Source organism: Pseudomonas sp. Mn2068 (genome assembly GCF_049319725.1).
GTDB lineage: Bacteria > Pseudomonadota > Gammaproteobacteria > Pseudomonadales > Pseudomonadaceae > Aquipseudomonas > Aquipseudomonas gingeri.
This window is the reverse complement of sequence record NZ_JBMOUG010000009.1, coordinates 83,532-96,456: the sequence shown is the minus strand read 5'-3', so window position 1 is coordinate 96,456 and position 12,925 is coordinate 83,532. Positions and strand designations below refer to the sequence as shown.

12 protein-coding genes are annotated in these 12,925 nt (G+C 65.0%); 9 read left to right on the top strand and 3 right to left on the bottom strand.

Annotated elements, in window-relative coordinates; translation table 11 throughout:
- Positions 1–33 precede the first annotated feature (33 nt).
- Positions 34–792: a thioesterase II family protein gene (locus tag ACL9RJ_RS20945; RefSeq protein ID WP_017125725.1), complete on the bottom strand. Its 759-nt coding sequence runs from the start codon at positions 790–792 to the stop codon at positions 34–36.
- A gap of 306 nt (positions 793–1,098) precedes the next feature.
- On the opposite strand from ACL9RJ_RS20945, the gene ACL9RJ_RS20940 reads away from it, so the two are divergent.
- Positions 1,099–1,647 (top strand): RNA polymerase factor sigma-70, encoded by a 549-nt coding sequence (locus ACL9RJ_RS20940; protein ID WP_017125724.1) that lies wholly within the window; start codon positions 1,099–1,101, stop codon positions 1,645–1,647.
- A 62-nt stretch (positions 1,648–1,709) separates the two neighbouring features.
- On the opposite strand, the gene ACL9RJ_RS20935 is transcribed toward ACL9RJ_RS20940, so the two are convergent.
- Both ACL9RJ_RS20935 and ACL9RJ_RS20930 read right to left on the bottom strand, forming a co-directional pair.
- Positions 1,710–2,501, bottom strand: a complete 792-nt coding sequence (locus tag ACL9RJ_RS20935) for a substrate-binding periplasmic protein (RefSeq protein WP_177130121.1) — start codon at positions 2,499–2,501, stop codon at positions 1,710–1,712.
- A 123-nt stretch (positions 2,502–2,624) separates the two neighbouring features.
- Positions 2,625–3,248 (bottom strand): TetR/AcrR family transcriptional regulator, encoded by a 624-nt coding sequence (locus ACL9RJ_RS20930; RefSeq protein ID WP_017125722.1) that lies wholly within the window; start codon positions 3,246–3,248, stop codon positions 2,625–2,627.
- Positions 3,249–3,423: 175 nt separating this feature from the next.
- Here ACL9RJ_RS20930 and ACL9RJ_RS20925 point away from each other — a divergent pair, with 175 nt between their 5' ends.
- The 8 genes from ACL9RJ_RS20925 (at position 3,424) to ACL9RJ_RS20890 (ending at position 12,903) form a co-directional block, all read left to right on the top strand.
- The gene (locus tag ACL9RJ_RS20925; protein WP_177084945.1) at positions 3,424–5,214 is read left to right on the top strand and encodes an acyclic terpene utilization AtuA family protein; all 1,791 of its coding nucleotides are present in this window, start codon (positions 3,424–3,426) and stop codon (positions 5,212–5,214) included.
- A gap of 12 nt (positions 5,215–5,226) precedes the next feature.
- A complete protein-coding gene (locus ACL9RJ_RS20920) occupies positions 5,227–6,096 on the top strand; it encodes an SDR family oxidoreductase (protein ID WP_177084947.1) in 870 nt (289 codons plus the stop codon).
- A gap of 3 nt (positions 6,097–6,099) precedes the next feature.
- The gene (gene atuC / locus ACL9RJ_RS20915; RefSeq protein ID WP_422765621.1) at positions 6,100–7,716 is read left to right on the top strand and encodes a geranyl-CoA carboxylase subunit beta; all 1,617 of its coding nucleotides are present in this window, start codon (positions 6,100–6,102) and stop codon (positions 7,714–7,716) included.
- Between the two features lie 136 nt (positions 7,717–7,852).
- Positions 7,853–9,010 (top strand): citronellyl-CoA dehydrogenase, encoded by a 1,158-nt coding sequence (atuD, locus tag ACL9RJ_RS20910; protein WP_017125718.1) that lies wholly within the window; start codon positions 7,853–7,855, stop codon positions 9,008–9,010.
- Positions 9,007–9,825, top strand: a complete 819-nt coding sequence (locus tag ACL9RJ_RS20905; protein WP_017125717.1) for an enoyl-CoA hydratase/isomerase family protein — start codon at positions 9,007–9,009, stop codon at positions 9,823–9,825. The genes atuD and ACL9RJ_RS20905 overlap by 4 nt, the downstream gene beginning before the upstream one ends.
- Before the next feature lie 83 nt (positions 9,826–9,908).
- Positions 9,909–11,870 carry an acetyl/propionyl/methylcrotonyl-CoA carboxylase subunit alpha gene (locus ACL9RJ_RS20900; RefSeq protein ID WP_103032519.1) on the top strand — a complete coding sequence of 654 codons (1,962 nt, stop codon included), beginning with the start codon at positions 9,909–9,911 and terminating at the stop codon, positions 11,868–11,870.
- A 122-nt stretch (positions 11,871–11,992) separates the two neighbouring features.
- Entirely contained in the window at positions 11,993–12,535 is a 543-nt protein-coding gene (locus tag ACL9RJ_RS20895; protein ID WP_422765620.1) for an exonuclease domain-containing protein, read from the top strand.
- 86 nt (positions 12,536–12,621) lie between these two features.
- Positions 12,622–12,903, top strand: coding sequence for a pyrimidine/purine nucleoside phosphorylase (locus tag ACL9RJ_RS20890; RefSeq protein ID WP_017125714.1), 282 nt, complete (start codon positions 12,622–12,624; stop codon positions 12,901–12,903).
- Positions 12,904–12,925 lie beyond the last annotated feature (22 nt).

The window sequence follows — 12,925 nt, the reverse complement described above, 5'->3', positions numbered from 1 at the left end:
GATAGGGCTGCGCCCGCGGGCGCAACACGGGTGTCAGCTGGCGGCGCGGGTCAACTGACGGGCCTGGTCATTGCGCCAGCGCGCCAGGTGCTGGTCGGCATAACGACGCAGGTGGCGCAGCAGCGCGGCTTCCTGCTCGATCAGGTAGAAGTGATGGCCCTCGAACATGTCCAGGGAAAAACCGGTGGCGGTTTCTTCCTGCCAGTCGAGCAGTTCATCGACGCGGACACTGTCCTGCTTGCCGCCAAACACGTGGATCGGCACGGACAACGATGCGCGCTCGCCGTACTGGAAACTGCCGCAGAGCAGGAAGTCGGCACGCAGGATGGGCAGCATCATCTGCATCAGGTCGCTGTTGGCCAGGGCATCCGCCGGGGTGCCCTTGAGGTCGCGCAGGCGCTCCAGCAGTTGTTCGTCGGTTTTCGCCAGGGCGTACTCACTGACATCGCGCCTGGCCGGCCCGGCCGTGGCGGAAGCAAACAACGCCAGTGGCGCCGGCAACCCGCGGGCGCGCAGCACATGGGCCAGCTCGAACGCCAGCAAGCCGCCGAGGCTGTGGCCGAACAAGGCATAGGGACGGTCCAGCTCGGCGGCGATTTCATCCGCCAACTGCCGGGCCAGGCGCGCGATATCCACCTGCAGCGGCTCGTTCATGCGCATGCCGCGTCCCGGCAACTCCAGCGGGCGCACCTGCAGCCACTCCGGCAGCTTGCGCCGCCAGCGGCTGTAGACCATGGCGCTGGCGCCTGAATAGGGAAGGCAGAACAGGCGAAGGTTCAAAGAGGTGCTCATGCCCAGCCACCGTTGCGATTAACCATTGCGCCCTCCTCACGGGTATCGATCCTTGACCGGGTCGCTTACCCGGCCTGTCCACATGAGAACGGATGACGTTGGCAAATAATTAGTCCGGCGCAGCGCCACAAGTCAGCGGACAAACGCCCCAGGGCGGTGCGTCATGTCTCGGTAATGCATCAGCAGGTATCATTAATTCTACTTCTCAATTGACAATCATTATCATTCAACATAATTTGTCGCTCGATGTGTAGCCAGTCGCTGACAGACCCCGGCCTACAACCTATTCGCTACAAGGTGATTTCCATGACGGAACAAGTATCCACAAGCAGGTGTGATTCACCGTTACTCCAGGCCTTTGTCGACAATCGCCTGATCCTGGTCAAGATCGCCGCGCGCATCACCGGGTGCCGCTCGCGGGCCGAGGACGTGGTACAGGACGCGTTTTTCCGGCTGCAATCGGCGCCGCAGATCACCTCGTCGTTCAAGGCCCAGCTCAGCTATCTATTCCAGATCGTGCGTAACCTGGCGATTGATCACTATCGCAAGCAGGCCCTGGAACTGAAGTACTCGGGGCCGGAGGAGGAAGGGTTGAATGTGGTCATCCACGGTGCTTCGCCAGAAACCTCGCACATCAACTTCTCGACGCTGGAGCATATCGCCGACGCGCTGACCGAGTTGCCACAGCGCACCCGCTATGCCTTCGAGATGTATCGCCTGCACGGCGTGCCGCAAAAGGACATCGCCAAGGAACTGGGCGTATCGCCGACGCTGGTGAACTTCATGATCCGCGACGCACTGGTGCACTGCCGCAAGGTCTCGGGGACCCGCGGCGACACCTTCGCCCGGCGCTGAGCGCCGGCAGGCAGAAAGAGCGGGGACACCCGCTCATTGTCAGGACATGACCGGCAGGCGCGTCAGAGCGGCGCCCTGGTCGCATCGGCCACGGGCATGACCGTGATCCGATAAGGCTGGAAGATCTTCAGCAACTCGCCATTGTCGCGCAGGCGCTGCAACAGCCGAGCAAAGACCTCCCCACTGATCGGCGCCTTCGGACTCAGCAGGGCGTAGTGGTGATAGACCTGATCGATCCGCTCGGAGATCAGCAACTCCTTGGCGGTTCCCGGATTGCGGCCCAGGTAGTCGAACAGATAGGAACGGGTGACCAGGGCGATATCCGCCCGACCGCGCAGCACCATCAGCAGGTTGCTGTCATGGGAATAGGTCAGCGTGGCGTTATAGGTCTCGGCGAGGAACTTGGGATCGGCATTGAACTGCGCGAACTCGTAGTGATAACCGCTGAACAGCGCCAGGCGCTTGCCTTTCAGGTCGGCAAAATAAGCCTGGCCACGATCCGGCTTGTGCTGGGCGACAAAGATCTCGGCATCTTCCAGGCCCATGTCGACATTGACGTGGGGAATCTCCTTCCAGCCCCACTCCGGGTTCTCGAAGATCGCCATGTCGGTGCGACCTTCTTCGAAATCGCGAAAACGTCGGGGAATCGAGGTCGGCACCAGGACAAAGCGGTAGTCGCTCTGCAAGGCGTTCAAGGCTTCGGCCAGTTGCGGCAGCACACCGGTATCGGCGCCCTGCTCGGGTCGAATGGTGTAGGGCGGAAAGTGCGCGGCACCAATCTTGACTTCTTGCGCGGCCGACACGGTTTGCACCGCCAGCACCCCCAGCGCCAACCCTAGAATTCGGAATGCCATCCGTACTGGCGAAAGGTTCAAGGCCACGCACCTCAGAAAATACCATCGATACCATTAAGCTAGGCGCTTTCGACCACTTAGACAACGCCGCGCCGATTAAATAATTACTTGCACAACGAGCACTTAGCGATCTTTGAGAACCAGCGTCAGGGCCTCATCGGCCAGTTGCTCCAGCGTCAGGCTGCCCTGGGGGCGAAACCAGGTGGTAGTCCATGACAAGGCCCCGGTCAGAAAGCGCCGGGTGATGAACACATCGCCCTTGATGTAGCCCGCGTCGCGGGCCTCGCCCAGCACCTGCAGCCAGATCTGCTCGTAGACGTCGCGCAGCGCCAGGACCTTGGCCTGCCCTTCCGGCGACAGCGAACGCCACTCATAGACCAGCACCGCCATGGCTTCGCCGGTGCCGCCCATGATCGACTGCAGCTCACAGCGGATCAGCGCCAGCACCCGCTCGCGCAAGCTGCCGGCCTCGGCCAGCGAGGCGCGCATCACGGCGGTGTTGTAGCGGATGGTTTCCTCCATCACGGCCCGCAGGATCTCGTCCTTGCTCTTGAAGTGATGAAAGATGCTTCCCGACTGGATGCCGATGGCGCTCGCCAGGTCACGCACGGTGGTGCGCTCGTAGCCCTTGTTGCGAAACAGGTGCGCGGCGGTCTGCAGCAGTTTGCCACGAGCGCTGTCCGGATCGGTCAACTGCCCTTCTTGCACCAGATCCCGCATCACCTGCTGGGCTTGTTGTTCGTTCACGGCATTCTCCTCTGGCTACGCTGTGCCGTTGCACCCCCGGAAACCGGGAGGTTGCGCGCGCAATTTAAGCCTACGGGCGGTCCCAAGCAAGCGCTTGGGCTAAACTTGCCCCCGGGATTTACAAACCAAGCGCTTGCTTGGTAGTCTCATTGCATCCCTTTCGGAGAGTGTGCGGATGAACAGGACGGTTCGTGTCGGTTGTGCCAGCGCCTTCTGGGGCGATACCTCTACCGCCGCCCGACCGCTGGTGGAAGCCGGACGCCTGGATTACCTGGTGTTCGACTACCTGGCGGAGATCACTCTGTCGATCCTCGCCGGAGCGCGCCTGAAAGATCCGGGGGCCGGCTACGCCACGGACTTCGTCGAAGTGCTCGAACCCCTGCTGGCGGATATCGCCCGGCAACGCATCCGCGTCATCAGCAATGCCGGCGGGGTCAACCCGCAGGCCTGCGCCGCCGTCCTGCAACGGGCCTGCGACAAGGCCGGGGTGGCCTTGAAGATCGCCGTGCTGCAAGGCGATGACCTGCAACCGCAGTTCAAGCAACTGGCCGCCAGCGGCATCCAGGAAATGTTCAGCGGCGCGCCATTGCCAGGGTTTTGCGTCTCCACCAACGCCTATCTCGGCGCTCCGGGTATCGTCGAAGCCCTGCGACTGGGCGCGGATATCGTGATCACCGGGCGGGTGGTGGACAGCGCAGTGGTCAGCGCCGCCCTGGTGCATGAATTCGGCTGGCCCTGGAGCGACTACGACAAGCTGGCCCAGGCGGCCCTGGCCGGACACATCATCGAGTGCGGCGCCCAGTGCACCGGTGGCAACTTCACCGACTGGCGCGATGTGCCGGACTACGAACATATCGGCTTCCCGATCGTCGAAGTCAGTGCCGACGGCAACTTCATCGTCAGCAAGCCCGACGGCAGCGGCGGCCTGGTCAGCCCGCTGAGCGTGGGCGAGCAGTTGCTCTACGAGATCGGCGACCCGCGGGCCTATCACCTGCCGGACGTGATCTGCGACTTCACCCGGGTGACACTCGCCCAACACGGCGAAAACGCCGTCAGCGTGCGCGGCGCCAGGGGCTTGCCGCCCACCGGGCAATACAAGGTCAGCGCCACCTGGCCGGAGGGTTTCCGCTGCACCGCCAGTTGCCTGATGGCCGGCATCGATGCCGTGGACAAGGCCCGGCGGGTCAGCCAGGCGATCATCGACAAGACCGGGGAAATGTTCCGCCTGCGCGGCTGGGCGCCCTACAGCGAAGTGAATATCGAACTGCTCGGCAGCGAGGCCACCTATGGTCCCCACGGCCTGCGCCAGGACAGCCGCGAGGTGGTGATCAAGCTCGCCGTGCGTCATCCGGACAAGCAGGCCCTGGTCCTGTTCTCCCGGGAAATCGCCCAGGCCGCCACCGGCATGGCGCCGGGCCTGACCGGCATTGTCGGCGGAAGGCCGACGGTGTACCCGCTGATCCGCCTGTTCTCCTTCCTGATCGACAAACAGCGCTGTGAACTCGGCGTGCACATCGACGGGCAAGTCCACCCCTGCGCCCTGCCCGCCCTCGCCTCGTTCGATCCGGCCGATGTCGCCGAAGACCTGCCACCACCACGACCGCAAGGCCGCGCCGAAGCCAGCGTGCCGTTGATCAAGCTGGCGGTGGCACGCTCCGGCGACAAGGGCAATCACAGCAATATCGGGGTCATGGCCCGGCGCCCGGAATACCTGCCCTGGATCGCCGAGGCCCTGACCGCGGCAGTGGTCGTCGACTGGATGGGCCATGTCCTCGACCCGCTGCACGGGCGCGTCGAACGCTGGTACCTGCCGGGCACCCACAGCCTCAACTTCCTCCTGGAAAACGCCCTGGGCGGCGGCGGTGTCGCCAGCCTGCGCATCGATCCCCAGGGCAAGGCCTTTGCCCAGCAACTGCTGGAGATACAGATTCCCGTGCCGCAACAGCTTGCCGATCAACTTGCCTGAAGGACCGTCACCGTGGCCTACGCTTCCGTGTTCAAACCCGATCTGTTCAACGGCCAGACCATCCTGGTGACGGGCGGTGGCAGCGGCATCGGCCGTTGCACCGCCCACGAACTGGCCGCGCTCGGGGCCCGGGTGCTGCTGGTGGGGCGCAAGACCGAGAAGCTGCAAACGGTCGCCGCCGAGATCCATGCCGATGGCGGTAGCGCCGCCTGGCAGGCCTGCGATATCCGCGACGAAGACGCGGTGAAACAGCTGGTGAGCCAACTGCTGGCCGAACACGGCCCGATCCACGGCCTGGTCAACAATGCCGGCGGCCAATACCCGGCGCCCCTGGCCTCGATCAACCAGAAAGGTTTCGAAACCGTGCTGCGCACCAATCTGGTGGGCGGTTTCCTGGTGGCCCGGGAAGTCTTCAACCAGTCCATGAGCCAGCACGGCGGGAGCATCGTCAATATGCTCGCCGACATGTGGGGCGGCATGCCTGGCATGGGGCACTCCGGCGCCGCCCGCGCCGGCATGGACAACTTCACCAAGACCGCCGCCTTCGAGTGGGGGCATGCCGGGGTCCGGGTCAATGCCGTGGCGCCGGGCTGGATCGCCTCCAGCGGCATGGACACCTACGAAGGCGCCTTCAGGAAAGTCATTCCCACCTTGCGCGAACACGTGCCGCTCAAGCGCATCGGCACCGAGTCCGAGGTCAGCGCGGCGATTGTCTTCCTGCTCAGCCCGGCGGCGGCCTTCGTCAGCGGCAGCACCCTGCGCATCGACGGCGCCGCCAGCCTCGGCAGCCGGGCCTGGCCGCTGCAACCGGCGCGGCACAGCGAGTCGTACAACGGTTTCCACCGGGCCTGCCAGCCGGACGTGCTCAAGGACAAGGAGTAAGCCATGCCGGTGATCGAATCCCAGCTCGACCGTCAATCCGCCGATTTCGCCCGCCATCGCGACGCCCTGCTCGCCAGTCTCGAACACCTTCGCCAACTGGAGCAGAACCTGCTGGACAAGGCCGAACAGGCCCGGGACAAGTTCACCCGGCGCGGCCAGTTGCTGCCCCGGGAACGCCTGAACCTGCTGCTGGACCCCGGTGCGCCGTTTCTCGAACTGGCCAGCCTGGCCGGCTACAAGCTGCACGACGACAAGGATGGCAGCCAGGCCGGCGGCGGCCTGATCGCCGGCATCGGCTACGTCTGCGGGGTACGCCTGCTGGTGGTGGCCAACAACAGTGCGATCAAGGGCGGGACCATCTCCCCCAGCGGCTTGAAAAAGTCCCTGCGCCTGCAAGAGATCGCCATGGAAAACAAACTGCCGGTGATCACCCTGGCGGAAAGCGGCGGCGCCAACCTGAATTACGCGGCGGAGATTTTCGTCGAGGGCGCGCGCAGTTTCGCCAATCAGGCGCGGATGTCCGCCATGGGCCTGCCGCAGATCACCGTGGTCCACGGTTCGGCGACCGCCGGCGGTGCCTATCAGCCGGGGCTGTCGGATTATGTGGTGGTGGTGCGCGGCAAGGCCAAGCTGTTCCTCGCCGGACCGCCGCTGCTCAAGGCCGCCACGGGCGAAGTCGCCACCGACGAAGAACTCGGTGGCGCCGAGATGCACGCACAGGTGGCCGGCACCGCCGAGTACCTGGCGGAAAACGACGCCGACGGGATTCGCCTGGCCCGCGAGATCGTCGCCAGCCTGCCGTGGAACGCGCGACTGCCACTCTCGGCCGCGCCGGACTTCGCCGAACCGCTGTACCCCATCGACGACTTGCTGGGACTGATTCCCGACGATCCGAAAAAGCCCTATGACGTACGGGAAATCATCGCCCGCCTGGCCGATGGTTCGAACTTCCTGGAGTTCAAGGGCGAGTTCGACCAGCAGACAATCTGCGGTCATCTGCAGATCCAGGGGCGCGCCTGCGGGCTGATCGGCAACAACGGTCCGATCACGCCCAGGGGCGCGAGCAAGGCCGCGCAATTCATCCAACTGTGCGACCAGAGCTGCACGCCGCTGTTGTTCCTGCACAACACCACCGGTTTCATGGTCGGCACCGAATCCGAGCAACAGGGGGTGATCAAGCACGGCGCGAAGATGATCCAGGCGGTGGCCAACGCCCGGGTGCCTAAACTGACCCTGGTCGTCGGTGGCTCCTACGGCGCCGGCAACTACGCCATGTGCGGCCGCGGCCTGGACCCGCGCTTCATCTTCGCCTGGCCCAACAGCCGCACCGCGGTGATGGGTGGCGCCCAGGCCGGCAAGGTGCTGCGTATTGTCACCGAGGCCCGGCAGGTCAAGGATGGCCAGGTCGTCGACGAAAAAATGCTCGACATGCTGGAACAGGTGACCGCGCAAAAACTCGACAGCCAGTCCACCGCGCTCTATGGCACCGCGAGCCTGTGGGACGACGGCCTGATCGACCCACGGGATACCCGGACACTGCTGGGCTACCTGCTGGATATCTGCCACGAGGCCGAGGTGCGCCCACTGCACGCCAACAGCTTCGGCGTGGCGAGGTCCTGAGAGTCGAGGCCATGGGATCGTTCCGACTCGCTGGGAGCGGGCTTGCCCGCGAAGCTTTGATCTGTGACGCGGAGCGTCACCGGCTGCATTCCCACGCAGAGCGTGGGAACGATCACATCACAGGAGAACAACAACAATGATCTTTACCCAGGAACATGAAGCGCTGCGCCGTACCGTTCGCCAGTTCGTCGAACACGAGATCAATCCCCATGTCGAGGAATGGGAAAAAGCCGGGCGCTTCCCGATCCATGCGCTCTTCCGCAAGGCCGGCGAACTGGGCCTGCTGGGCATCTCCAAGCCGGAGCAGTTCGGTGGCATGGGCCTGGACTACAGCTATTCGATCGTCGCCGCCGAGGAATTCGGCAGCATCCACTGCGGTGGGATCCCCATGTCCATCGGCGTGCAGACCGACATGTGCACCCCGGCCCTGGCGCGCTTCGGCTCCGATGCCCTGCGCGAGGAGTTCCTGCGTCCGGCCATCAGCGGCGAGCAGGTGGGCTGTATCGGGGTTTCCGAAGTCGGCGCCGGCTCGGATGTCGCCGGGCTCAAGACCCATGCGCGCAAGGACGGCGACGACTATGTGATCAATGGCAGCAAGATGTGGATCACCAACTCGCCGAGCGCCGACTTTATCTGTCTGCTGGCCAACACCTCGGACGACAAGCCGCACGTCAACAAGTCGCTGATCATGGTGCCGATGAACAGCCCGGGCATCACGCTCAGCCCGCACCTGGACAAGCTGGGCATGCGCAGTTCCGAGACCGCGCAGATTTTCTTCGACGATGTCCGCGTGCCGCAGCGCAACCGCATCGGCCAGGAAGGCGCGGGGTTCATGATGCAGATGCTGCAGTTCCAGGAGGAACGGCTGTTCGGCGCGGCGAACATGATCAAGGGCCTGGAGTATTGCGTCGACAGTACCATTGCCTACTGCAAGGAACGCCAGACCTTCGGCAGCCCGCTGCTCGACAACCAGGTGATCCACTTCCGCCTCGCCGAACTGTCCACCGAGATCGAATGCCTGCGGGCGCTGGTCTACCAGGCCACCGAGCAGTACATCAAGGGCCAGGACGTCACCCGCCTGGCGTCCATGGCCAAGCTCAAGGCCGGACGACTGGGCCGCGAGGTCACCGACGGCTGCCTGCAATACTGGGGCGGCATGGGCTACATGTGGGACAACCCGGTGGCCCGGGCCTATCGCGATGTGCGGCTGGTGTCGATCGGCGGCGGTGCCGACGAAATCATGCTGGGCATCATCTGCAAGCTGATGGGCATCCTGCCGGGGAAAAAACGATGAACGCCCTGCCCGCCTGCCAGACCCTGCGCCTGGAAGTCCACAACGGCGTGCTGCATATCACCCTCGACCGCCCGGACAGCCGCAATGCCATGAGCCTGCAGATGGTCACCGAGTTGCGCGCGGTGCTCGCCGCCGTGCGTGACGATCGCGCCGTGCGGGCCCTGGTGCTGTGCGGTGCCGGCGGGCATTTCTGCGCCGGCGGCGATATCCGCGACATGGCCCAGGCCCGTACCCAGGGTGCCCAGGCCTATCAGGCGCTGAACCGGACGTTCGGCGCCCTGCTGGAGGAAACCCAGCAGCAACCCCAGGTGGTGATCGCCGTGCTGCAAGGCGCGGTACTCGGCGGCGGCTTTGGCCTGGCCTGTGTCAGCGATATCGCGATGGCCGCGCATGACGCGCAGTTCGGCCTGCCGGAAACCGGCCTGGGCCTGTTGCCGGCGCAGATCGCGCCCTTTGTGGTCCACCGCATCGGCCTGACCCAGGCGCGCCGCCTGGCGCTGACGGCCGCGCGCTTCGACGGCGAAGAGGCCGCGCGCCTGGGGCTGGTGCATTTTGTCGAGCGCGATAGCCAGGGCCTGGCCGAGCGCCTCGGCGAGGTGCTCGGCCAGGTACTGCGTTGTGCACCGGGAGCGAATGCCGCGACCAAGGCCCTGCTGCTGGATGAGCAGCCGCTGGGGCCGTTGCTCGATCAGGCCGCCCTGCGCTTCGGCGAGGCGGTGACCGGGGCCGAAGGCGTCGAGGGGACCCTGGCCTTCCTGAACAAGCGCGAACCGAACTGGGCGCCTGAAAGACCTCGGCGCAGCGATCCCCTGTAGGAGCCGGCTTGCCGGCTCCTGCAAAGGTTGCGTTTGCCGACGCAGACACCTCATTACCCACACAAGACCAAAGGACCGCGCCGATGCCCGCCTTCAACAAGATCCTGATCGCCAACCGCGGCGAGATCGCCTGCCGGGTGATTCGCACGGCCAAGGCACAAGGCTATCGGACCGTCGCCGTCTACAGCGAGGCCGACGCGGCTGCCCGCCATGTGCAACTGGCCGACGAAGCCGTGTGCATCGGCGCGCCACAGGTGGCCGAATCCTACCTCAACATCCCGGCCCTGCTCGACGCCGCGCGCCGCTGCGGTGCCGATGCCATTCACCCCGGCTACGGCTTTCTCTCGGAGAACGCCGCCTTTGCCCGGGCCTGCCAGGAGGCCGGCATGCTCTTTATCGGCCCCAGCCCCGAAGCCATCGAACTGATGGGCAGCAAGCGCCGCTCGAAAATCGCCATGCTGGCCGCCGGCGTGCCCTGTATCGCCGGCTACCAGGGCGTCGAGCAGGACGACGCGACCCTCGCCCGCGAAGCCGAGCGGATCGGTTATCCATTGATGATCAAGGCCAGTGCCGGCGGCGGCGGGCGCGGCATGCGCCGGGTCGACGAGCCCGCGCAACTGGCCGGGCAATTGCGTACCGCCCGCTCCGAGGCGCTGCACGCCTTTGGCTACGACGAACTGATCCTCGAACAGGCGCTGGTCGAACCGCGCCATGTGGAAATCCAGCTGTTCGGCGACCAGCACGGCAACCTGCTGTACCTCGGCGAGCGCGATTGCTCGATCCAGCGCCGTCACCAGAAAATCATCGAGGAAGCCCCCTGCCCGGTGATGACCGAGGCACTGCGCCAGGCCATGGGCGAAGCGGCCTTGCAGGCCGGGCGCGCGGTGAACTACGTGGGGGCCGGGACCGTGGAGTTCCTGCTGGACGCCCGCGGCCGCTTCTACTTCCTGGAAATGAATACGCGCCTGCAGGTCGAGCACCCGGTCACCGAGCTGATCACCGGCCTCGACCTGGTGGCCTGGCAGCTCGATGTCGCCGCCGGACTGCCGCTGCCCTTGCGCCAGGAGCAGGTCACCCTCCGGGGACATGCCATCGAGGTGCGCCTGTATGCCGAAGATCCGGCCCGCGACTTCCTCCCGCAAACCGGGCAGTTGCTGGGCTGGGAACCGGACTTGGCGCAAGGTGTGCGGATCGACCACGGCCTGCTCGAAGGCCAGGTGATCAGTCCGTTCTACGATCCCTTGCTGGGCAAGCTGATCGCCCATGGCGCGACACGCGAAGAAGCCCGGCGCAAGCTCCTGCGCGCGGTCGAGGACTGCGTCCTGCTGGGCCTGGCCAGCAACCAGCGCCTGCTGGCGAACCTGCTCGGACATCCGTTGTTTGTCGCCGGCGATTTCAGCACCGCCTTTATCGGCGAACACTTCAGCGCCGATCCGAGCCTGCAGCCCTATCAGCCGTCCAGTGCCGAACTGGCGCTGGCGGCGGCGCTTTTCCATGACGCGCAGGCGGCGCAGCATGCTGGCCGACTCGCCAACTGGCGCAACAACCCCGGCATCCCCCGGCACTATCGCCTGGGCCTGGGCGAGACCACGGCTGACCTGCTCCTGCTGGCCCGTCCCGATACGACGCTGCAGATCCGCCACGCCGACCGTGAGATCGAAGTGCGCGTACTGGAGCGGAACAGCCGCTGGGTAACGGTTGAACTCGATGGCGTACGACGTCGGCATGCCTATCGCCTGGACGCCGATCAACTGTGGCTGTTCACCCGCCCCGGCAGCCTGCATCTGCGCGACCTGAGCCTGGCGCCGGTGGCAGGCCGGACCACGGCCAGTTCCGGCACGGTGAAGGCGCCCATGGACGGGGCGATCGTCGAGGTGCTGGTCAGCGAGGGCAGCCAGGTCCGCAAAGGCCAGCTGTTGATGGTGCTCGAAGCGATGAAAATGGAGCATCCGCTGAAGGCCGCTATCGACGGCGTGGTCAGTCGCGTCCAGGCGGCTCGCGGCGACCAGGTGAAAAACCGGCAGGTATTGCTGGTGGTCGAATAGGCACCCCGGCTCCGTAAGACAACTCGCCGGGCGCCGATCAGGCAGTTTTCACGCAGAGCCTAGGCGGATGCGTTGGCTTTGGCTACGCTGAGCCGACTAGGATGCTGTCTTCGGAGCTCGAGATGCCGCACTGGCTGGTGATTGATCTGGAAGCCACGACGGATGACGGGGGCTGGCTGCTGGCGGAGATGGAAATCATCGAAATCGGTGCGACCCTGGTCAACCGCGAGGGCCGCGAGCTGGACCACTTCCAGCGTTTCGTACGGCCCCTGCGCAGGCCGCTGCTGACGCCTTTTTGCCGTGAACTGACGCATATCACCCAGGCCAATATCGACGGCGCCGCGCCGCTGGCGGAGGTCTGGGAAGGATTCGAGCGCTGGCTCGGCCAACACCGGGACCGCCTGGAGGGCTGGGCCAGCTGGGGCGACTATGACCGTCGGCAACTGGAACAGGATTGGCGGCACCTGCAACTGAACAGCCTGCTGAGCCAGATCCCCCACGCCAACCTCAAGCAGCGTTTCGCCAAGGCCCGCAAGCTGCAAAAGCCCCTGGGCCTGAACGGCGCCCTGCAACTGGCGGGCATGCAGTTCAGCGGGCAACAGCATCGGGCGCTGGAAGATGCGCGCAACACCGCACGGTTGCTGCCGCTGATCCTGCCGGGCTGAATACAGTTTCTTCAACGCGTGACGAGGCAAAACCGCTTCGGCATACTGACCGGCCAAATTTTCCAGCTCATTTCGAGGAATCGCCCATGTTTAAAGTCAACGAGTACTTCGACGGCACCGTCAAGTCGATTGCCTTCGCACAAGCCGAAGGCGCGGCCACCATCGGCGTCATGGCTCCGGGCGAATACGAGTTCGGCACTGCCCAGCGTGAAATCATGCACGTGGTGTCCGGCGCCCTGACCGTCAAGCTGCCCGACAGCAGCGACTGGGAAACCTTCGCCAGCGGCAGCCAGTTCAACGTACCGGCCAACAGCAAGTTCCAGCTGAAAGTCGCCGTGGAAACCGCTTACCTGTGCGAATACCGCTGAGTCCGGGCGAGCAACACCAGAA

What these genes read in the sequence shown, in the direction of transcription:
- ACL9RJ_RS20945 (WP_017125725.1), bottom strand. Translation starts at nt 792, where the DNA reads ATGAGCACCTCTTTGAACCTTCGCCTGTTCTGCCTTCCCTATTCAGGC.
- ACL9RJ_RS20940 (WP_017125724.1), top strand. Translation starts at nt 1,099, where the DNA reads ATGACGGAACAAGTATCCACAAGCAGGTGTGATTCACCGTTACTCCAG.
- ACL9RJ_RS20935 (WP_177130121.1), bottom strand. Translation starts at nt 2,501, where the DNA reads ATGGCATTCCGAATTCTAGGGTTGGCGCTGGGGGTGCTGGCGGTGCAA.
- ACL9RJ_RS20925 (WP_177084945.1), top strand. Translation starts at nt 3,424, where the DNA reads ATGAACAGGACGGTTCGTGTCGGTTGTGCCAGCGCCTTCTGGGGCGAT.
- atuC (WP_422765621.1), top strand. Translation starts at nt 6,100, where the DNA reads ATGCCGGTGATCGAATCCCAGCTCGACCGTCAATCCGCCGATTTCGCC.
- atuD (WP_017125718.1), top strand. Translation starts at nt 7,853, where the DNA reads ATGATCTTTACCCAGGAACATGAAGCGCTGCGCCGTACCGTTCGCCAG.
- ACL9RJ_RS20905 (WP_017125717.1), top strand. Translation starts at nt 9,007, where the DNA reads ATGAACGCCCTGCCCGCCTGCCAGACCCTGCGCCTGGAAGTCCACAAC.
- ACL9RJ_RS20900 (WP_103032519.1), top strand. Translation starts at nt 9,909, where the DNA reads ATGCCCGCCTTCAACAAGATCCTGATCGCCAACCGCGGCGAGATCGCC.
- ACL9RJ_RS20895 (WP_422765620.1), top strand. Translation starts at nt 11,993, where the DNA reads ATGCCGCACTGGCTGGTGATTGATCTGGAAGCCACGACGGATGACGGG.
- ACL9RJ_RS20890 (WP_017125714.1), top strand. Translation starts at nt 12,622, where the DNA reads ATGTTTAAAGTCAACGAGTACTTCGACGGCACCGTCAAGTCGATTGCC.